The sequence below is a fragment of the Collinsella ihumii genome (assembly GCF_030385545.1).
Lineage (GTDB): Bacteria > Actinomycetota > Coriobacteriia > Coriobacteriales > Coriobacteriaceae > Collinsella > Collinsella ihumii.
Genome location: NZ_JAUEIQ010000001.1, coordinates 388,981 through 410,001, shown reverse-complemented (window position 1 = coordinate 410,001; position 21,021 = coordinate 388,981). Strand labels below are relative to the sequence as shown.

The window sequence follows — 21,021 nt, the reverse complement described above, 5'->3', positions numbered from 1 at the left end:
ATCGCCGTGCGTTCGCCGGAAACGTTGATTTGTGCAGCTAGGAGGCGAGAGCCCCAAAGCGGCGGATAGTAGTTCAATTCATCTGCGTTTACCGTCGCGACCGTTATGCGCTATTATGCGATAACGCCTTTGCAAATGCAAATAATGCCTGTTCAACGCACACCTTTTTTCAACCGCTCGCTCAGTCCGCACCGTTTAGGGAAAAGATGGGTACGACTGGCATGCGCGACCGGCTTTGGGGAACAACGTCTCTAGGGAAACACCGGTCAATTGCTTTCGTGCCGGGCGGCGCCTCATCCACGCGTTATGCGGTCGCGCCCGTTCGGGACAGCACAGCGCGCGGCAATCCGATCCGCGTTCCCCCGTACCGACGATTCGCCGCAAAGGAGCTCATATGCCGACTATCGCCATCGTGACCGGGGCCTCCTCGGGACTCGGCAGGGAATTCGTCCGCCTGATCGATGCCGGCGAGTTCCCGCATATCGATGAGATCTGGGCCGTCGCGCGTCGTGCCGAGCGGCTCGACGCCCTGGTGCGCACCTGCTCCAAGGTCGTCCGCCCCTTCTGCCTGGACCTCACCGATCCCGATTCCTACGAGCTGCTGGAATCCGCGCTGTCGGAAACGCCTGCCGCGCGTGTCGCCCTCCTCGTCAACAACGCCGGCGCCGGCTCGTTCGGCGACCTCGCCTCCATACCGCGAGAGGACACCGACCGCATGCTCTCGCTGCTCGTACGGGCGCCCATCGAGCTCATCTACCGCACCCTGCCGTTCATGCGCGAGGGGTCGCGCATCATCAACGTCGCGAGCGTCGCCGCCTTCATCCCCCAGCCGCGGCTTTCGGTCTACTCGGCGGCCAAGCGGTTCATCCTCGACGTGTCCCGGTCCCTGGACGTGGAGCTTTCCGGCACCAACATCCATGTGAGCGCCGTGTGCCCCAAATTCATGAACACCGAATTCCTGGATGCCCCGGGAGATACCCGCGCCGCGCGCAAGATGTGCCGCATCGGGTTCGAGAACGTCTCCCGCGTGGCGCACAAGGCGCTGCGGGCCGCGCGCGCCGGGCGGAGCCTGTGCATCCCCTCTGCGGACATGAAGGCGCTCTACGCGCTCTCGCACGTCGCACCCTACCCCGCCGCCGTGGCGATCGAGCGCCTGATCGGCGTGCTGTAGACACGGCCCGTCCCTCGAATGATAATCGGCGCTTCCAAAGGTATACAACGCCGACAGTGGCCAAAATACCCATCGAACCGGGAAATCCGGGCGGTCCAGAAGAGGATTTTAGTCTTCTCAGGCGCTTCTGCGGACACGTTGGCGCCCCATGCGGACTTCAAGCGCTTCCGCTCTGTTCGTTTTGACTGTTATGGCAGCTTTAAATACGGCACATCGCGCCGCGCCATCCCGGTTCGATGGCTCAATTGACCACGATTCCAAAACGATAGGCGCAAGGCGCCCCGTCCGGCATGCGTTTAGCGTCTCGCATGCCGGACGGGGCGGTCAGATCGAATGCTACAGCGCCTCGGGATGGTCTGCGGCCTTCTTGGCCGTGCGGATCAGGAACTCCTCGTTGGAATTCGTGCCCTTGAGACCCTTGATGAACGACGCGGCGGCGCGCTCGGTGTTGTTCATGTTGGCGAGCACGCGACGGATACCCCACACGAAGGGGCGCATGTTCTCGTCGATCAGCAGGTCCTCGTTACGCGTGCCGGAGGCGACGGGGTCGATGGCCGGGAAGATGCGGCGGTCGGCCAGATCGCGATCCAGCTTGAGCTCCATGTTGCCGGTGCCCTTGAACTCCTCGAAGATGACCTCGTCCATCTTCGAGCCGGTGTCGATGAGGGCGGACGCGAGAATGGTCAGCGAGCCGCCGTTCTCGATGTTGCGCGCGGCGCCCAGAAAGCGCTTGGGCGGATACAGCGCCGCGGAATCGACGCCGCCCGACAGGATGCGGCCCGAAGCGGGCGCGGCGAGGTTGTAGGCGCGTGCCAGGCGCGTGATGGAGTCGAGCACCACCACGACGTCGCCGCCCATCTCCACGATGCGCTTGGCGCGCTCGATGACGAGCTCGGACACGCGCGTGTGGTTGTCGGCGGGCATGTCGAACGTCGAGGCGACCACGTCGCCCTTGATGGAGCGCTGCATGTCCGTCACTTCCTCGGGGCGCTCGTCCACCAGCAGGCAGATGAGGTGCACCTCGGGGTTGTTGATGGCGATGGACTGGCAGATGTGCTTGAGAACGGTGGTCTTGCCGGCCTTGGGCGGCGACACGATCAGGCCGCGCTGGCCCTTGCCGATCGGACTCACGATGTCGATTGCACGCCCCGTGATGGAATCGCGCCCGTGCTCCATCTTGAGCCGCTCGTTCGGATAGATGGGCGTGAGCTCGGAGAACTTGGGACGCGTGCGGATTTCCTCGGGATCGACGCCGTTGATCGTGCGGATCTTCGCGAGCCCCGGGAACTTGTCGTTCGCGCGAGAGGGGCGCAGCGTTCCGGCGACCAGGTCGCCTGCGCGCAGGCGCGCGGCGCGGATGAGGTTCGCGGGCACGAAGGCGTCGTCGCGGCTGGGCATGTAGCCGTGCGCGCGGATATAGCCGAAGCCGTCGTTCGTGATGTCGAGAATGCCCTCGATGTCGCGGAATCCCTCGGCGCGCGCTGCCGCGAGGTAGACCTCTTCGACCAGCTCGGCCTTCTTCTTGCCCGCGGTGTCGATATCGAGCTCGCGCGCCTTATCGCGCAGCTCGCCCACCTTCATGGCGGACAGGTCGTCGCGCGAGAGACTCGGCTCGACCGGGGCGTTGTTGAAGCGCCCGTTGCGCTTGTTGTTGCGGTTGTTGCGCTCCGCGCGATTGCTCCGACGGTCGTTGCGGTTTTGGCGGTCGGCGTGCTCGCCGTGGCGGGACGCATGGCGGCGATCGCGGGCACCTTCCGCTTGCTGGGAGGCTTCCTGGGCGTCCCCCGCCTGCTCAGAAGCCTTGTCGGAACCCTTGTCCTTCGGCTCGGCCTTTTCGTCCGCCTGCTGCTTGGCGGCCTTGGAACGACGGCCGCGACCCGGACGGGCATCCTGCTGCTCCGTCGTTTCGGGAGCATCGGACGGCGAGGCCTCGGTCTGGAGCTTTTCTGCACGCGCCTCGGATACGGGCGCATCGGATGCGGCCTCCCCTGCCGCAGCCGCCTGGCTCTGGGCCAGAAGCGCTGCGGCGGCGGCTGCCGCGGCGCGCTCGGCCTCGATGTAGGCCTTGGGCTTGCGGCCGCGACGGTGCGGGCGCAGGGCGGGATCGACGGTGGGAATGGACGCGAGCATCTCGGGCGTCAGGCCCTCGGGCACCGCCGCCTCGGATGCCGGCTCGGCTGCCGCCTTCTTGCGCGGACGGCCCCGGCGCGGCTTGGGCGCGGGCTCGGATGCAGAATCGCCGTCCGGTGCGAGGATCTCGGCCGCGGCATCCTCCTCCTGGCGCTGACGGCGGACCACCTGCGCCTGCGACACCTGGGCGAGCGCTCGCGCCTGGGCGACCTCCGGGCTCACCTCGGCCGCAGCCTCCTCCGGCTGCTCGACCTTCTTGCGCGGGCGGCCGCGACGGGGCTTGGGAGCCTCCTCGGCGGCCGACGCATCGTCCGCCGCCGCCTTGGGCTTGCGGCCGCGGCGCTTCGGCTTGGGCGCCTCCTGATCGGAAGCCCCCGGCTCGGGAGCGCTCGCCCCCGCAGCCGGCGCGGACTCGACCGGCGCACTCGCCTGGTCGCGCGCGGGCTCCGCCGGAGCCGGAGCGGAAGCCGCCCCGGCATCCGACGAAGCGGAAAACTCAATCGACAGTGTATCGTTCTGCTCGTCTGCCACTATGCCTGCTCAACTACTTTCTTCCAGTCGGCCTCGAAGGAAGCGAGACCCTGATCGGTCAGAGGATGCTTGACACACTTCTTGAGCGCCGCGAACGGGACCGTCGCGATGTCGGCACCGAGCAGGGCGGCCTGCGTCACGTGGTTGGGGGTGCGCACCGACGCGGTGATGATCTCAACCTGATCGTCAACGTTCTTGCCGGTCCAGTCGTAGTTCTTGATGCACGCCACGACGTCGGCGAGCTGGGAGATTCCGTCCTCGGCGATATCGTCGAAACGGCCGACGAACGGGGAGATGTAGCGGGCGCCGGCGTTGGCGGCGAGCAGGGCCTGGGGAGCGGAGAAGACGAGCGTCATGTTGATGCGCACGCCCTCGTCGGCAAGCGCGCGGCACGCGGCGAGACCGGCCTCGCACACCGGCAGCTTGACGACGATATTGGGGGCGAGGCCCGCAAGGCGACGGCCCTCCTCGATCATGCCCTCGGCCGTGGTCGCCGTGGACTCAGCGGAAACGGGAAGCCCCTCGCACAGCTCCGCGATCTTGAGCATGTGGGGCTCGAAGTCCGCCAGCTTGCCACCGGTGCGCGCGTACAGCGACGGGTTGGTGGTCACGCCGGCAAGGCAACCCCAGCTTTTCGCCTCGGCGATCTCGTCAAGATCAGCGGTGTCAATGAAGAACTTCATTCCAATACCTCCTTTATTTGCTGCCGCGCATGTGCGGCACGAACCCTAGGTTGGAACTAGAAAACATAAACGAACATTTTGCGAACAACATGCAAAACGCGCTGCCTACCTCTGCTCCCAAGCAGCAGTAATGGGATTAAAAACAGGATATGCCATATAAAGCAAGGCCACTATATCACAATTCGCCGAGTGCGCTGATACAACCGGACAAATGGGCATCCGAGCATGCACCGATTGCGAGCTTTTTTCGCCGCGCGGGCCCGAATGCGCGTCGGATACAGGCGAAGACGGCAGGTCGCAGCGGAGACGGGGCGGGCGCGGACACCCGCCAACAGAAAAGAGGGCCCCGACCAGCGGGGCCCTCTCCAGGAAAAAACGCGTTACATCGCCTGCGGGGCGGAAACGCCCACGAGCGACAGCACGAGCGCGAGCACGGAGCGAACGGCGTCGCACGCGGCCAGGCGGGCGCGGGACAGCTCGGGATCGACCGGGTGCCCCTCGCTGGGGAGGACCTGGCACGCACCGTAGAAGCTGTGGAAATCACCCGCCAGCTCCTCGGCGAAATGCGTCAGGCGGAACGGGGCGCGATCGCGGGCGCAGCCGGCGATCAGGTCCGTGAGCTCGGAGATCTTGCGGGAGAGCGCGAGCTCGGTCGGATCGGTCAGCAGCTCGTAGCGGACGTCGTCGCCGATGGCGCGGGCGGCCACGGCCTCCATGCCGAGCTCTTCGGCCTCCTCGACCGACACCTCGGCCGCGCGGCGCAGGATCGAGCAGACGCGGGCGTGGGCGTACTGGACGTAGTAGACCGGGTTGTCCTGGCTCTTCTCCTTCACCGCATCGATGTCGAAATCGATCATCTGGTTGCTGGAGCGGGAGATGAGCGTGTAGCGGGCGGCGTCGGCGCCGACCTCATCGAGCAGCTCGCGGAACGTGATCATGGTGCCGCGGCGCTTGGACATGCGCACCGGCTTGCCGGAGCGCAGCAGGTTCACGAGCTGGCCGAGCAGGACCTCGAAGCGGCCCGGGAAACCCAGGGCGTCGCACACGCAGCGCACGCGGTTGATGTATCCGTGGTGGTCGGCGCCCCAGATATCGATCACGTGGTCGACGCGCTCGAACTTGTTCCAGTGGTACGCCACGTCGGAGGCGAAATAGGTGTACTCGCCGTTGGCCTTCACGAGCACGCGGTCCTTGTCGTCGCCCAGGTCGGTGGAGCGGAACCACAGCGCGTCGTCCTTGCGGTACAGATAGCCCATCTCGTCGAGCTTCTTGAACGCGCGGTCGACCGCGGAGGTGCCGTCCTCGCCCTTCTCGTACAGGGTGCGCTCGGAGAACCACACGTCGAACGTGCAGCGCGCGTCGGCGCAGGTGGTGCGGATGTCGTCGAGCATGCGCTGGTAGCCCTGCTCGCGGAACGTGAGCACGCGCTCGTCCTCGGGCACCTCGGCCCAGCGGTCGCCGTCGGTCTCGACGATATGCGCGGCCTCGTCGATGATGTAGCCGCCGCCGTAGGCGTTGCCGCCGAGCGACTCGTTGAAGGCGTCCATGTACGGATGGGTGTCCGCGGCGGTGCCGTCCTCGTCGTCGACATAGGCCACGCGGTCGGCCTCGAGCAGCTCATGGGCCTCATCGAGCGAGATCCCGCGCTCGCGCATGATCTCGACCAGCTGCAGATAGCGCACGGACAGCGAGCGGCCGAACACGTCCATCTGGCTGCCGTGGTCGTTGATGTAGAACTCGCGCTGGATGTCGTACCCGGCATGCTCCATGACGCGGCACAGCGAGTCGCCCAGCGCGGCCCAGCGGCCATGGCCCACGTGCATGGGGCCCACGGGATTCGCGGAAACGAACTCGACCTGGGTCTTCATGCCGCCGCCCACGTTGGAGCGCGCGAAGTCCATGCCCTGGGCGCGCGCCTGGCCCAACACGGCGTTCTTCGCGGCGAAGGAGAGGTAGAAATTGATGAAGCCGGGGCCCGCGACCTCGACCTTATCGATCACCGGGTCGGCCGGCATATGGGCGGCGACCGCATCGGCGATCTTGCGCGGCGCGCAGTGGGCGAGTTTCGCCGACCGCAGGGCCATAGTGGAGGTCCACTCGCCATGAGACGTATCCGCCGGTCGCTCGATGCCGCAGTCATCCAACTCGAATGCAGGGACATCGCCTGCCGCCACCGCTTGCGCAAGCGCGGCGCGCACCAGCTCTTCGATCTTCTCGGGCATGAATCCTCCTTTTACTGCAGAGCATAAAACGGTCCCACTCTATCACACTCCCCTTTTGTTCAGGGAAAATCCAGCCAATCCACGACGCGCGGCGGATGCGGCCGCAGCCGTCTCAGAAGGGGCGGTCAACGGGGTGCATCATTTCTGGCCGGTTTGTCGGTATCGCTCGCCGATATTCCCGTAACTTGCACACATCTCGACGCTCTATGTGCTAATATTTAGAATTTTTATGTCTTCGCGGAACAAAACAGCAGGTAGACGTGGTATTCTGAGATGACGTTACAGCCTGATAGTTGGAGGAAGCATGTTCAGTATAGGAGAGCACATTATTCACCCCGGGCAGGGCGTCTGCACCGTGATGGGATATGAAGACGCGCCGTCGCCCATGATCGTCCTTGAAGCCAAGTCCGGCCACGCCAAGACCCGCTTGATGTACCCGATGTCCCAACTCGACCGCCTGCACCCGTGCATCCCCAGGGAGGAGGCCGAGGCGCTCATCGCCGACTACGACGCCCTCGAGTGCGACCCGTTCACCGAGCGCAACAGCTCCCTCGAGGAGACGTATTTCAAGCACCAGCTCAAACTCGGCGCCCCCGAGACGCTTCGCGTGGCCAAGACCATGCGCCGCCGCATCCGCGATGCCGAGAAGAACGCAAAGAAGCCCAGCAGCTACTACATGCGCGTGCTCAAGGAGGCGAGGCGCCGCTCCATCGAGGAATTCGCCGTCGCGCTCGATGTGAGCGAGGAGGATGCCGAGTCGCGTCTGCATGCGGCGGCGGTCGCGGCAGGAGAGATCTCGGAGAACTAGAGAATACTGGTCGGTTGCCTTCGCGGCGGTCGGTCCCATGGCGGGCGGCGCGCGAGGGCATTGGCTCGGCGCACCCCGGAACGTGTCCTCCTCCGCCGCGCCCCGCAGCATCGCCTGCATCGACGGTACGCCATAGTCACGCTGTCCCGTTGACGGTACGCTATGAGCACGTTTTTCGTCCGAAAACGTGCCTATGGCGTACCGTCAACAGGGCGACGTGACTATGGCGTACTGTCGATCTTCCGTCCGCGCCCGCAGAACGGCGTCCTGCGCGCAAGCACCCTTTCATCGGGTCCTCGGCAACGACGGCATGCGCGAGGCGCTCCGTTAATTCATCGAGGCGCGCCCGCATGCACGGCGCCACCGCGCCGCATGCGCAGTATACTCTGCCGCATACCACCTATGCACACCCTAAACACCGCGCGTCACGCAGGCGCGGAGCACCAAAAAAGGGAGGAACCATGGCAGACGCGCTTCATGCCGGCATGACCCGTGAACAGGCGTATGACCTGTTGTGCACCCACAATCACGATCCGTTCCATATCGAGCACGGCGAGACCGTCGAGGGGGTCATGCGCTACTTCGCCCGCGAATTCGACCCCGACAACGAGGAGTTCTGGGGCATCGTGGGGCTTCTGCACGACCTCGACTGGGAGGAGCACGACGACGAGCCCGAGAAGCACACCCTCTACGCCGCGCCCCTCATCGAGCAGGCCGGCGGCACGCCCGAGCTCGTGCACGCGATCCAGACGCACGTCAGCGATTTCAATCCCGACCTGCCCCGCCCCGAGTCCACGATGGAGAAGATCCTGTTCGCCTGCGAGGAGCTGACCGGTCTGATCGGCGCGGCGGTCGTCATGCGTCCGTCCAAAAGCATCATGGACTTCAACGTGAAGTCGCTCAAGAAGAAATTCAAGGACAAGCGCTTCGCCGCCGGCGTCAACCGCGATGTCATCCGCAAGGGCGCCGAGATGCTCGGCTGGGAGCTCGACGACCTGTTCGCGCGCACTATCGAGGCCATGCAGTCGTTCGCGCCCGATCGCGACACGTTTGGGGCGCAGGCCGAAAACCTCGCCAGCTAGCCGGCAAGCTCAAAGCCCGCCTCCGGCAGGCAGGAAACGGAAAGGCGATGCCCGGCCCCTTCTGGGAACCGGGCATCGCCTTTGAGGGTCGATTTCGGCGGTCCTCCCGCGCAAGCGAAGCGGTCCTCCCGTGCAGGCTACGCGGTGAGCAGGGCCTCCACATCGGAGCGCGACGGCATGGCCGGGATGCCGCCACGGCTGCGCACGCACAGCGAGGCCACGGCGTTGCCCATGCGGGCGAACCGCGCCGCCTCCTCGACCGTCACATCGCCCGCCGCGCGACCGTTCTCCACGAACGCCGCGAGGAATCCGCCCCAGAAGGAGTCGCCGGCGCCGGTGGTGTCCACGACCTTCGCCGGGAACCCGGGCACCTCCCGCACGCCGTCTGCGGTGCGCACGAGCGCGCCGGAGCCGCCGAGCGTGACCGCCACGACCTTGGGCCCGCTCTCCAACAGCAGGGCGGAGGCCTGAACCGGGTCGGAGATGCCCGTCATGAGGGCGCACTCCTCGTCAGAGATCTTCATGAGGTCCATGTCGGCGACGATGCTGCGCATATGCTCCGTTGCGACCTCGGCGGACGGCCACAGGTTCGCGCGGTAGTTGGGGTCGTAGGACAGGGTGCACCCCGCCTCGCGCGCGAGCTTGATCGCGGCGTGCGTCGCCGAGCGCACCGGCTCGTCGGTCAGCGACAGCGAGCCCACATGGAACACCTTGCTGGATGCGATGACCTCGCGCGCAAGCTCCTCGGGGGCAAGCTGCGTATCGGCACCCGGCTTGCGCGCAAAGGAGAACGTGCGCTCGCCGGCCGGAGACAGCCCGACGAACGCGAGCGTCGTGAAGCAGTCCGGGTCACTGATGAGACCCGTGCAGTCGATGCGCTCGCCTTCGAGCACCTCGCGCAGGAAGACGCCGTGCATATCGGTGCCCACCTTGCCGATAAACGCGGTGTCGTGCCCCAGGTGCTCGAGCGCCACGAGGACGTTCGCGGGCGCCCCGCCCGGGTTGCGCTCGAACAGCGACATGCCGTTCTCGGATGTCCCCGCCTCGGTGAAATCGATCAGAACCTCGCCCAACGCGGTCACGTCGTACATGGGTGATGCCTCCTCATAGTTGTGCAAAACATCGGCAGCCTCATCATAGCCCTGCGCGCATCTCAACGATATGCACCGATGCTAGACCAGACGGCCTCTTCTGGGACAGATGCTGGCCGAAGGACCCTTTCGGCAGATTCGGCCGCATAACTAAGGACGAACTTGGCCGCAGCCGCGGACCAGGTACTTGTAGGTGGTGAGCGCCTCGGCGGCAAACGGTCCGCGCGCGTGCAGCTTCTGCGTGGAGATGCCGATCTCGGCGCCCAGGCCGAACTCCCCGCCGTCGGTGAAGCGCGTGCTCGCGTTGGCGTAGACCGAGCTCGCGTCGACCTCGCGCAGGAAGCGCTCGCAGGCGGCCTCGTCCTCGGCGACGATGGCCTCGGAGTGCATGGTGCCGTAGCGGTTGATATGGGCGATCGCCTCCGAAAGCCCGCTGACGCACGTGACCGAGATCTCAAGCGCCAGGTACTCGCGGCCCCAGTCGTCCTCGGTCGCCGGCACGAAGCCCTCCCCCTCGACGAGCCCGAGGTCGCGGCAGACCGCGCACGCCGTCTCGTCGCCGTGGATGAGCACGCCGGCATTCGCCAGCTCGCCCAGCATGCCGGGCAAAAACGCGCGCGCGATCGACTCGTCCACCAGCAGGGACTCGCACGCGTTGCACACGCCCACGCGCTGCGTCTTGGCATTCATGACGATGGGGCGCGCCTTGGCGAAATCGGCGCTCTCGTGCACGTAGATATGGCAGTTGCCCGTGCCCGTCTCGATGACCGGGACGAGCGACTCGCGCACGCAGCGCTGGATGAGCCCTGCCCCTCCGCGGGGGATGAGCACGTCGACGATGCCGCGCAGGCTCATAAGCGCACCGGTCGCCTCGCGGTCGGTCGTCTCGATGATCGTCACGGCCTCGCGCGCGAAGCCGCACGCCTCGACGGCGTCGGCGAGCGCGTGCGCGATGGCTGCGCACGAATGCTGCGCGAGCGAGCCGCCGCGCAGGATGCAGGCGTTTCCGGTGCGGATGCAGATGCCCGCCGCATCCGCCGTGACGTTGGGGCGCGCCTCGTACACCATGGCGACAAGCCCCAGCGGCACGCTGACCTTTTTCAGGTCGAGCCCCTGGTCGATGGTGCGATGCTCAAGCACGCGTCCCACCGGGTCGGGCAGCTCCGCGAGCTTCTCGAGCCCCGATGCCATGCCCTCGATGCGCTCGGGCGTGAGCAGCAGGCGATCGAGCAGGCCGGCGTTCGTCCCCGCCGCTTTCGCCGCCTCCATGTCCCGGGCGTTCGCCGCCAAGATCTCATCCGCCCTGCTGCGCAGCTCGGCGGCCATGGCGCGCACCGCGGCCTGACGGCTCTCGTTGTCGGCAAAGCCGAGCGAGCGCGAGGCCTCCTTGGCGGCGCGCGCAAGCTGCTCGACGTACTCCCTGATATCTTGTGCCATAGGGCACCTCCGATCGCGTGTGTTCGGCGCTTATCGCCCTACAATGGATCTCGATACCGTACAGTTTACCCTGTCAGAACCTCTCGCCGGCCGCATCCCGCGCGGTTAACGGTCCGTACAAAAGGAGTCCGCATGGCCCAGCTTGCAAGCTACTACGTCCCCGGCCTGTATGTCGAGGACCACAGCATCGACGTCCCGCTCGATTGGCGCGGGCTGGAACCCGCCCTGCTCGCCATGGGCATGACCATGCGCGTCGGCGCGTTTCCGGCGGAGATCCCCGGCGCCCCCGAATCCATCAAGCTGTTCTACCGCGTCGTGTGCGCGCCGGAGCATGTGAACGACGACCTGCCCCTGCTCGTCTTTTTCCAGGGCGGACCGGGCGGCGCCTGCCCTCGCCCGCTCTCCCCGACCAGCGACGGATGGATCGCGGAGGCGGTCAAGCACTACCGCGTCGTCCTTCCCGACCAACGCGGCACGGGCCGCAGCTCCCGGGTGAGCGGGCAGACCATGGCGGAGCTGGCGCGGCGCGCCCAGGCATCCGGAGCCGACCCGGCGCGCACCCAGGCGGATTACCTCAAGCGGTTCCTCGCGCCGTCCATCGTGCGCGACTTCGAGTACCTGCGCCTCACGCAATTCGGCGGCAAACCTTGGACCACGCTCGGCCAGAGCTACGGCGGGTTCATCACGCTCGCGTACCTGTCGAGCTACCCCACCGGCATCGCGGCGTCGTTCACCTGCGGCGGCATCCCGCATGTTCCCGCCAGCGCCGCCGAGGTCTACGAGCACACGTTCCCGCGCATGGCGGCCAAGACCCGCCAGTATTACGAGCGCTACCCGGGCGATGTCGAGCGCGTCGCCGCCGTTGCCGACATCGTTGCCGCATGCGATGTGGCGCTGCCCGACGGCAGCCCGCTCACGGTCGAGCGGCTGCAGCTTTTGGGCAGCGACTTCGGCATGAAGCCGAGCTTCGAGCGCATGCACTGGCTGTTCGACACCGCCTTCGAGCAGGGCGACGGCACGGTCGGCAGCGAGCCCGCGCTCTCCGACGGCTTCCTCATGGGCGTGCTCGACCGCACGACCACGCGCACCAACCCGCTGTACTGGACCCTGCAGGAGCTCATCTACGCGGACGGGACCTGCGCCCCCATCCGGTGGGCCGCGGCCGTCGAGAAGGGCAAGCGCGCGGAATTCGATGCGGACGCCCGGCCGCTGATGTTCACCGGCGAGGCGTGCTTCCCCTGGATGTTCGAGGACATGCCCGAGCTCAGGCCCTTCGCCGACGCCGTCGGCCTGCTCATGGAGGACATCGAGTTCGATCCCGTGTACAACCCGGTGCGTCTGGCCCAAAACGAGGTGCCGTTGCACGCCGCGGTCTATTTCGACGACATGTACGTGGACTCCGGTCTGCAGCTCGACACGCTGTCGCGCGTCGGCAACGCGCACCCTTGGGTCACCAACGAGTTCGAACACGACGGCCTGCACGGCGACCGCGTGTTCCGCCACCTGTACGAGGAGGCGCGCGACGCGGGGCATCTGCACGGCCGCACGAGATAGGACCGCCCGCAGCCTCCCCCAATACGCCGCGGCGCCGCCCTCGACATCCCAAAGACGTCGAGGGCGGCGCCGCGCTTTCATGTCAGACGTCCGGACGCGCCGGCCGCCTCCTTTGCCATCACGCGAAGACGATCATCTCGTCGCGATGGATGGCCGGCTTGCCGGCAAGTGCCGCCAGCAGGCGGTTTGACGCGATCTCGTCCTGGTGCCGACCGGCCGCGAGCTTGAGCTCGTCGGAGCCCGCCTGGGCGAGGCCGCGCGCGATGGTGAGCCCGCGCTCGTCGCGGACGTCGAGCGTGTCGCCCGCCGAGAATGCCCCCTCGACCTGCGTGATGCCCACCGGCAGCAGCGACGACCCGCGGCGCACGAGCGCATCCGCAGCGCCCGCGTCAACCGTCACGCTGCCATGCGTCGAGTCGCCCAGCGCGATCCACAGCTTGCGCGGGGCGATGTCCAGCCGCTCCACCGGCGGCACGAACAGCGTGCCGACCTGCTCGCCCGCAGCGAGGCGAACGAGCACGTTGGGCTCGGAACCCGAGCAGATGACGCTCGCGATGCCCGCCGTCATGAGGATGCGGCAGCTGCGGATCTTGGTGATCATGCCACCCGTTCCCACCGATGTGGAGGAATCGCCCGCCGACGCGATGATGCCGGCGTCGATCTTCTCCACACGCGGGATGAACGCGGCGGTGGGGTCCTCCATGGGGTTGGCCGTGTAGAGCCCGTCGATGTCGGACAGCGTGACGCACAGGTCGGCAGAGACCAGGCAGCTCACGAGCGCCGCGAGCGTGTCGTTGTCTCCGAAGCGGATCTCGTCGACCGTGACCGTGTCGTTCTCGTTCACGACCGGCACGACGCCGAGCTCGACGAGGCGGGTGAGCGTGTCGCGCGCGTGCAGGTAGGAGTTGCGGCGCGCCGTGTCGTGGCGCGTGAGCAGCACGAGCGAGGTGAGCAGTCCGCGAGCGCGGAACTCCTCGTCGTAGGCGGCCGACAGCACGCACTGCCCCACCGAGGCGCAGGCCTGCAGGCTCGGCATGTCGGTGGGCTTGGATGCAAAGCCGAGCACCGGCGCGCCGCACGCGATGGCGCCCGAACTCACCACGACGAGGTTCCAGCCTGCGTCGGCGAGCTCGGAGGCCTGCCGGGCAAGATCGGCGATGAAGTCGCGACGCAGCGCGCGATCGGCCCCCACCAGCGTGGAGGATCCGATCTTGACGACCATGGTCTTGCGATCAGAGGTCATGACATGCCTTTCGTTGACACGGGGATTGGGTGTTCACAGGAACAGGGCGGCTCCCGCCGTCTTGCGGACAAGCGCTCATCCGCCCACGTCGACAAGAGCCGCCCTGTCGTCTCCTCGTCCAGCTCGGGGAACGCTGATCGATTACTCTCGCGGCGCCCGCCACGGGGCCGACCGGCGCGGAATGAACAGATCAGCGTTTCCCTAGATGCGCTTCCACGGGATAGCAGAGCTGCTCGCCGCCATGCGCTCGCGCACCAGCTCGTCGCGCACGCGGGCAAGGCCGCGCTCCATGCCCACCATGTAGGACTGCGGGTACAGGAAGCGCTTGTACACGGGGTCGAGCGCATCGAGCGCGTCCTTGCAGCGCGCGCGGGCGGCTTCGATCGACTCGCGGGGAGCCGCGGCGGCGCCGTCGCGCACCACGGGCTGCAGCAGCTCATGGTACGAAAGGTCGCGCACGCTCGTAACGAGCGCCGCGTCGTTCACGGCCACGAGCGTCGTGCCGTCGCCCTCGATGTAGGACTCGTCATAGATCATGTCGCACACCGGGCTACCCGTCTCGTCCACATAGCGGCGGACCTTCTGGATGCCGGGAATCGTGCGCTTGTACGGCTGCTCGGAGAGCTTGAGCACCGGCGTCCACGGGTCATCGGCCGAGGCGCGATGCGCGGCGAGCTTGTAGACGCAGCCGAGCGCGGGCTGGTCGTAGCAGGTCGCGAGCTTGGTGCCCACGCCGAAGCTGTCGACCGGCGCGCCCTGGTTGAGCAGCGACTGGATGGTGTACTCGTCCAGGTCGTTGGACACGACGATCTTGACGTAGTCGAGCCCCTCCTCGTCGAAACGGTTGCGGACATAGGCCGAGAGCTTGGCCAGGTCGCCCGAATCGATGCGGATGCCCGCCAGGCGCTCGCCGCGCGCCTCCATCTCCTTCGCCACGACGATGGCGTTCTCGACGCCCTCGCGCACGTCATAGGTATCGATCAGCAGCGTGCAGTTCTTGGGACTCGAGCTCGCGAAGGCACGGAACGCCTCGAGCTCGGAATCGAACGTCATGACCCAGCTGTGCGCATGCGTGCCCGACACGGGGATGCCGTACTTGCGTCCCGCGAGCACGTTCGAGGTCGAGGCGCAGCCCGCGACGTAGCTTGCGCGCGCGACGGCCATGCCGCCGTCGGGACCCTGCGCGCGGCGCAGGCCGAACTCTGCGACCGGCCTTCCCTTGGCCGCCGCGACGACGCGCGCCGTCTTGGTGGCCACGAGCGTCTCGAAGCCGATCGTGTTGAGCAGCGCCGTCTCGAGCAGCTGGCACTCGAACATGGAGCCGCTCACGCGCACCATGGGCTCGCGCGGGAACACCAGCTCGCCCTCGGGCACCGCGTCGATGTCCACATGGGGCCTGAAATCGCGCAGGTAGTTCAAGAACGAGGGGCTGAACAGGCTGCCGCCGGCAGGTGCGGACAGGCTCGCCAGGTAGCTGATGTCCTCATCGGTAAAGCGGAAGTTCTCCACCAGGTCAGCGAGCTCGGCCGAACCGCACATCACCGCGTATTCGCTGCCGAAAGGATGATCGCGGTAGAAGGCCGTGAAGCACGCCTGCTCGTCCTGCTTGCCGTTCTCCCAAAAGCCCTGGGCCATCGTCAACTCATACAGGTCGGTGAGCATCGTGATATCGGTCGGGCGCGACGCATCTGTCAAAGCCATGATTGCTCCTTTACCGTGATGAACGCGCATGTGCGCCTTGTGGCGGGCGCTGCCGGCGCGCAGCGGCTTATTTGTTGCTAGATGAGGCCGGAATTGGAAAGCCAGATGTAGATGCCGCCGCCGATGAAGCACACCATGACGATAAGGATGATGATCTTCTGGGCGGGAGGCATCTTGGGAATGCCGTCGTCGTCAGTCTCCTCGGGCGTCATGACCATGCGCTGGCCGAACGTGCGGGGCTCGTGGTCGGCAGGGCGCGGGGCCGGTGCCTGATTCTTCGGCTGAGGTGCGGGGGCGGGGGCGGACTCGGCCTGCTCCGCCTTCTTGGACTCCGCACGCAGGGCCTCGAGCTCGGCGCGCTCCTTGCGGGCGCGCTCGGCCTCCTCGCGGGCGGCCTTCTCCGCGCGCAGGGCCTCGAGCTCGGCGCGCTCCTCGTCGGTAAGCGGGGTGCTATTCTGATCGGCCATGACAGGCCTCCGATTCAATATCATCCGGACAACCGGGACTGGTATATCTGCAGAAGTATACCCGTTTCCCATCTGAGGTGTTCGCGTAGGGACGCGCTGATTTGGATGGCCGATGTCGGTTGAGACCCGCCCTGGGGGCACTTTTCACGCGCATCCCATCGCACGCCCCATGGATCGGTCCGAATCGAAAGTACGCTATAGGAACGCTGCCTTGTTGACTGTACGGTATAGGCACGTTTTTCACCCGAAAGCGTTCCTATAGCGTACCGTGGATGAGGCTGCGTTCCTATAGCGTACCATCAATCCGCCGCGTACGCGGCCTCGCGCGCTGCGCGGAGATGCGGCTCCGCCGTTCACACGCTCCGCGCCCCGAACGGGGTTCGATTCCCCTGCGGCGGCAACGAAAAAGAGCTCCTACCTGCGTAGGAGCTCTTGGCGAATCAAGGGTGGAGACGAAGGGAATCCGCGTCCGCTGCGCGGCCGCATCCGCTTCGGCCGCTGGCGCGGCCTCGCGCGCTGCGCGGCGAACGGCTCCGCCGTTCACGCGCTCCGCGCCCCGAACGGGGTTCGATTCCCCTCAACGGGCAACAAAAAAGAGCTCCTACCTGCGTAGGAGCTCTTGGCGAATCAAGGGTGGAGACGAAGGGAATCGAACCCTCGGCCTCTGCCATGCGACGGCAGCGCTCTCCCAGCTGAGCTACGTCCCCGAGACAAGTGTTTATGATAGCAAGCAAATCTTCGCTGTCAACAACAAACTTGGCAAAAAATGGGCCGCCCCACGCTTCACGAAAATGAACCCACCTCTACAAGGTGGGTGCCCTCATCGTCCGTTCCAGCGTCCTTAACAACGAAGGATACCTGTACTAGGCGCGACTGTGTGGGCTCCCTAAATAAACTCGACGGTTCACCCAGTTGCTCCGCGTGGGGCGGGACATCTTTATCATAAAGCACGCCGTTCGCATTACCAGTCTTGACTTGTATCGATGTGTGGTGGAAGATGGAAGCACACGCCTGTATCAAGGCTCTTTAAGCGCCTGACCGGCGCTTTTTTCATGTGAAGAGGTTTTTCGTATGATCGTTCGCCCCGCCGTACCAACCGACAGCACACCGGTAATCCATGTGTATGAACGCGTTGTGCACGCCACGCGCACCTCCCCCTACAACGCCCATTGGGACATGGAGTTCCACCCGACCGCCAACGATCTGTCCGCGGCCATCGAGGCAGGCGACCTCTTTATCGCTGTGGACGATTCTGAGGACGCAAGCGGCGCAATCCTCGGTGCCTTCGTTCTCGACACGAGCCAGGACCCTCAATACGATCTGGTCCCCTGGCTTATCGCGGAACCCGCGGACCGCATCGCCTGCATCCACCTGCTTGCCGTCGATCCCGCCGCCCGGGGCCGTCGCATCGGCGCCGCGCTCGTCAACGCCGCGATCCGCACGGCGCGCGCACGACGCATGCGCTCCATCCGCCTCGACGTCATCGCCCACAATCAGCCGGCTGTCGACCTCTACGCGTCCTGCGGCTTTACAGACCACGGCGTCTTCACGCTCGATTACGGCGGCGGGCTCATGCTTCCCGCCCACCTGATGGAACTCGATCTGGGCGACCCCACCCCGAACGCAGATCGCACGCTGCTGGCGCCCGCCTCGCTCGCTTCATGTGAGCTCTGCCCCCGCCGTTGCCGCGCGGACCGCACCGCCGGCGCAACCGGCGTGTGCGGCGCAGGGTCCACCCTCAGGCTCGCCCGCGCCGCCCTCCACCTATGGGAGGAGCCTCCGATATCGGGTGAGACGGGATCGGGCACCATCTTTTTCAGCGGATGTCCCCTCAAATGCATCTACTGCCAGAACCACGAGATCTCGACGGGCAATTTCGGCATCGACGTGCCCGAGCAGCGGCTTGCGGAGATCATGCTCGAGCTGCAAGACCAGGGCGCGCTCAACATCAACCTGGTGACCGCGACGCACTTTGCGCATCTGCTGCCCGACGCCCTCAGGGCCGCGCGCGCCCGGGGCCTCCACATCCCCATCGTATACAACACGAGCGGATACGAGCGCACCGAGGCGGTACGGGAGCTCAACGGCATCGTGGACATCTGGCTTACCGACTTCAAGTACGCAGACGCCTCGCTGGGCCGGGAGCTCTCCCACGTACCGGACTATCCCGAGCAGGCGTCACGCGCCCTGGCCCGCATGGCGGCGCAGGTTGCCGCGCGCGGCGGCGTCGTCTACAACGAGGATGGCATCATGCAGCAGGGCATCATCGTGCGCCATCTCGTGCTGCCGGGGCACGCAGACGACTCATGCCGCGTGCTTGACCTCATATGGAACGCTGCGGGCGATATGCCCATCTCGGTCATGAACCAATACACCCCCAACGAGCGGATGCGCACAGATGGCGGCGCCATGGCGCGCGCCGTCACGGACGAGGAGTACGAGATGGTGCTCGACCACGCCGACGACCTGGGCTTCAGCACGGTTTTCTGGCAGGAAGGCGGAGCCGTGAGCGAAAGCTTCACGCCCGCGTTCGACACGACGGGCGTCCTCAGGGCGGCAGACGGGCCCATCCTACCGCGGGCGTAGCACGCCGATCGATCCGCTCCGTGTCGGCCGCCTTCGCGCGGTCACGGCGCCGAACCTTACCGCGCGATGCCCGACACGGCCACGTCCACCGCCTGCTCGACATCGTCGGTAATCTGCATGAGCGAGGGATCGAGCTGCGAGATGTTGCCCTCTTCGAGCACGGTGCCGGTGATCCAGTCAAACAGGCCCTGCCAGTACTGCGTGCCCACAAGAGCCACCGGAACCCGCTTGACCTTATGGGTCTGCACGAGCGTGAGCAATTCGAAGAGCTCGTCGAGCGTGCCGAATCCGCCGGGGAACACGATGGCGCCCGAGGAATACTTCACGAACATGGTCTTCCGCACAAAGAAGTACCGAAACGTCATGCCCAGGTTGACCCAGGCGTTGAGCTCCTGCTCGTGAGGCAGCTCGATGCCCAAGCCGACCGACGTGCCGCCCGCCACCGCCGCCCCGCGGTTGGCGGCCTCCATGATGCCCGGCCCGCCGCCTGTGATCACCGCGACGTCGCGGGCCGCGATGAGCCTTCCTGCCTGGCGCGCCGCCTTGTACATGGGGTCGGTGCGCGGCGTGCGCGCGGAACCGAACACGGAGACCGCAGGGCCCAGCTCGGCCAGGGCGCCGAATCCGTCGACGAATTCCGCCTGGATGCGCATGACGCGCCACGGGTCCATGTGGAGCCAGTCCGTGGATTCCTCAGAGGCCAGGAGCTTCCCGGTCGTGGTCTCGCTCGGAATCATCTGCCCGCGAAGGATGACCGGGCCCTTGTGGTAGGTGTTGCCGAGCGGGGCGTGCGAAACGCCGGAAGCAGAATCGGCTTGGGAGGAATCGGGACGGATGTCGTCATCGGACATGGGGCGGCTCCTTGCGTCGGGTTCAACAGATGAAGGTGCCGGATGGGCACCTTATTAGCAGTATTCCCCGTTCGCCCGTGAAATAGTGCGCGCCGCTCCCCGCGGGCGGTGCAAATTGGGGGACGTACCTTCCGCGTGCAAAAATGCACGCGGAAGGTACGTCCCCCAATTTGCATTTGGATCGGGGCGATCTGCTCCCGAATTGTTCGGTGTTTCCCTACAGTCCCTTGAGGTACTTCTGGAACTCGGGCTTGAATCCGATATGGTCGGGCGCCTGCGAGGGCATCTGCGGGAAGGCGTCATGTCCCGGCAGGTTGTTGGCCTCGATGAACAGCGGGCCGTCCTCGGTGATGGCCACGTCCCAGCCCACGTAACCCATCTGCGGGATGCGCGTCGCCGCCTTGAGGCACAGGCTCATGACCTGGTCCCACAGCGGGATCTGGTAGCCGGTCAACAGGGTACCCGTACGCGGATGGCGCTCGTAGACATGGTAGTTCTTGTCGCAGGCGGGCCCGGCGATCTTGCCGGTCTCCAGGTCGACCACCGAGTACATGCCGCCCGCGTTGATGTTGTCCACCGGTCGGTCGGAGTTGCCCATGCGGATGCACGCGTAGATCACGTGCGGCTCGCCGTCGGCCAGGATGGTATAGACGCGGATGGTGTTCACCGAGCCGGGATTGATGGCGGCCATGGCGGGATGCTGGACGACAACGTCCTCGACCAGGTCGATATCGGCGCGCTTCAGGTAGTCGTACATGGCGTCAAGCGAATCGAAATCCGCCTTCTTGAGCTTCTCGACGCCCTGGCCGCAGGACTTGTCGCTCGGCTTGGCCATGATCTGGTCGCGATCGGCCATGAAGGCGATGAAGTCCTCCTTGGGGCAAGCCGAGAAGTGCAGCCACCCGCGGTGCAGGTAGTCGGAGAAGTTGGTGTAGAACTCGAACTTGTCGTCGATGCAGTGGTAGTACTCGGGGTCGTTCAGCATCCGCACGATGGTGTTGTTGACGCCGCGCGTCACGAAGGTCGCGCGGTGGGCATCGTCCATGTTGTAGAACTCGAGCAGGTCGTAGTCCTTATAGCCCGCGCCGAACTTGAAGCCGCATTTGACGATATCGAAGAACAGCCAGGCGCGATTCTTGCGGCTCTTCTCGTGCACGCGGCTCACCGTATCGAACAGCGCACCGTAATCCATATGGGCGATACAGCGAAAGATATATCCGAGACGACCCATGCCGGCCCCTCCCTCAGATCTGCAAATCAATAGCTTGTTGAGTATAGCTCAGCTCGCACACCGCCTTGCATGGAGAGCCGTAATATGGGACCCCTCCACAGATGATTGAAAAGCGCAATCACACTGCAACGATGACGTGCAACAATGATGCCGAGGGGACCATCGGCCAGGTGTCCGCGCGCCCGGTACGGCGCCGACGGGTGCGCAGGGCCGACCGGCATCTCCCAGAAGAA

Annotated in this window: 14 protein-coding genes, 1 tRNA gene and 2 pseudogenes; 6 read left to right on the top strand and 11 right to left on the bottom strand. The window is 65.9% G+C overall.

The window, feature by feature from the left end; translation table 11 throughout:
* Window positions 1–394 precede the first annotated feature (394 nt).
* Window positions 395–1,171 carry an SDR family NAD(P)-dependent oxidoreductase gene (locus QVN30_RS01825; protein ID WP_289835214.1) on the top strand — a complete coding sequence of 259 codons (777 nt, stop codon included), beginning with the start codon at window positions 395–397 and terminating at the stop codon, window positions 1,169–1,171.
* Window positions 1,172–1,507: 336 nt separating this feature from the next.
* Here QVN30_RS01825 and rho read toward each other — a convergent pair whose 3' ends face one another.
* From rho to QVN30_RS01810, 3 genes are all read right to left on the bottom strand, one after another.
* Entirely contained in the window at window positions 1,508–3,832 is a 2,325-nt protein-coding gene (rho, locus tag QVN30_RS01820; RefSeq protein ID WP_289835213.1) for a transcription termination factor Rho, read from the bottom strand.
* Window positions 3,832–4,515: a transaldolase family protein gene (locus QVN30_RS01815; protein WP_066834430.1), complete on the bottom strand. Its 684-nt coding sequence runs from the start codon at window positions 4,513–4,515 to the stop codon at window positions 3,832–3,834. The genes rho and QVN30_RS01815 overlap by 1 nt, the downstream gene beginning before the upstream one ends.
* 380 nt (window positions 4,516–4,895) lie before the next feature.
* The gene (locus QVN30_RS01810; RefSeq protein WP_289835212.1) at window positions 4,896–6,737 is read right to left on the bottom strand and encodes an arginine--tRNA ligase; all 1,842 of its coding nucleotides are present in this window, start codon (window positions 6,735–6,737) and stop codon (window positions 4,896–4,898) included.
* Window positions 6,738–7,041: 304 nt separating this feature from the next.
* Here QVN30_RS01810 and QVN30_RS01805 point away from each other — a divergent pair, with 304 nt between their 5' ends.
* Window positions 7,042–7,545 (top strand): CarD family transcriptional regulator, encoded by a 504-nt coding sequence (locus tag QVN30_RS01805; protein ID WP_204537546.1) that lies wholly within the window; start codon window positions 7,042–7,044, stop codon window positions 7,543–7,545.
* 461 nt (window positions 7,546–8,006) lie between these two features.
* A complete protein-coding gene (locus QVN30_RS01800; RefSeq protein ID WP_289835211.1) occupies window positions 8,007–8,627 on the top strand; it encodes an HD family phosphohydrolase in 621 nt (206 codons plus the stop codon).
* Window positions 8,628–8,764: 137 nt separating this feature from the next.
* Here QVN30_RS01800 and QVN30_RS01795 read toward each other — a convergent pair whose 3' ends face one another.
* Both QVN30_RS01795 and QVN30_RS01790 read right to left on the bottom strand, forming a co-directional pair.
* A complete protein-coding gene (locus QVN30_RS01795; RefSeq protein ID WP_289835210.1) occupies window positions 8,765–9,718 on the bottom strand; it encodes a carbohydrate kinase family protein in 954 nt (317 codons plus the stop codon).
* Between the two features lie 150 nt (window positions 9,719–9,868).
* Window positions 9,869–11,170 (bottom strand): annotated as a pseudogene (locus tag QVN30_RS01790) (glutamate-5-semialdehyde dehydrogenase); the annotation flags it as partial.
* Window positions 11,171–11,287: 117 nt separating this feature from the next.
* On the opposite strand from QVN30_RS01790, the gene QVN30_RS01785 reads away from it, so the two are divergent.
* A complete protein-coding gene (locus QVN30_RS01785; protein WP_289835209.1) occupies window positions 11,288–12,709 on the top strand; it encodes an alpha/beta fold hydrolase in 1,422 nt (473 codons plus the stop codon).
* A 118-nt stretch (window positions 12,710–12,827) separates the two neighbouring features.
* Here the strand turns inward: QVN30_RS01785 and proB are convergent, their stop codons facing one another.
* The 4 genes from proB to QVN30_RS01765 all read right to left on the bottom strand — a co-directional run bounded on the left by proB (window position 12,828) and on the right by QVN30_RS01765 (window position 16,827).
* A complete protein-coding gene (proB, locus tag QVN30_RS01780; protein ID WP_289835208.1) occupies window positions 12,828–13,952 on the bottom strand; it encodes a glutamate 5-kinase in 1,125 nt (374 codons plus the stop codon).
* Window positions 13,953–14,153: 201 nt separating this feature from the next.
* Window positions 14,154–15,653 (bottom strand): nicotinate phosphoribosyltransferase, encoded by a 1,500-nt coding sequence (locus tag QVN30_RS01775; RefSeq protein WP_087199747.1) that lies wholly within the window; start codon window positions 15,651–15,653, stop codon window positions 14,154–14,156.
* A gap of 77 nt (window positions 15,654–15,730) precedes the next feature.
* A complete protein-coding gene (locus tag QVN30_RS01770) occupies window positions 15,731–16,120 on the bottom strand; it encodes a hypothetical protein (RefSeq protein ID WP_289835207.1) in 390 nt (129 codons plus the stop codon).
* Between the two features lie 634 nt (window positions 16,121–16,754).
* Window positions 16,755–16,827 (bottom strand) — tRNA-Ala (locus QVN30_RS01765).
* Between the two features lie 364 nt (window positions 16,828–17,191).
* Here QVN30_RS01765 and QVN30_RS01760 point away from each other — a divergent pair.
* Both QVN30_RS01760 and QVN30_RS01755 read left to right on the top strand, forming a co-directional pair.
* Window positions 17,192–17,650, top strand: a pseudogene (locus tag QVN30_RS01760) (GNAT family N-acetyltransferase); the annotation flags it as partial.
* 60 nt (window positions 17,651–17,710) lie between these two features.
* Window positions 17,711–18,706, top strand: a complete 996-nt coding sequence (locus tag QVN30_RS01755) for a radical SAM protein (protein WP_289835258.1) — start codon at window positions 17,711–17,713, stop codon at window positions 18,704–18,706.
* Between the two features lie 56 nt (window positions 18,707–18,762).
* On the opposite strand, the gene QVN30_RS01750 is transcribed toward QVN30_RS01755, so the two are convergent.
* A complete protein-coding gene (locus QVN30_RS01750; RefSeq protein ID WP_289835205.1) occupies window positions 18,763–19,557 on the bottom strand; it encodes an LOG family protein in 795 nt (264 codons plus the stop codon).
* Window positions 19,558–19,774: 217 nt separating this feature from the next.
* Entirely contained in the window at window positions 19,775–20,788 is a 1,014-nt protein-coding gene (locus QVN30_RS01745; RefSeq protein ID WP_087199755.1) for a sugar-transfer associated ATP-grasp domain-containing protein, read from the bottom strand.
* Between the last annotated feature and the right edge of the window lie 233 nt (window positions 20,789–21,021).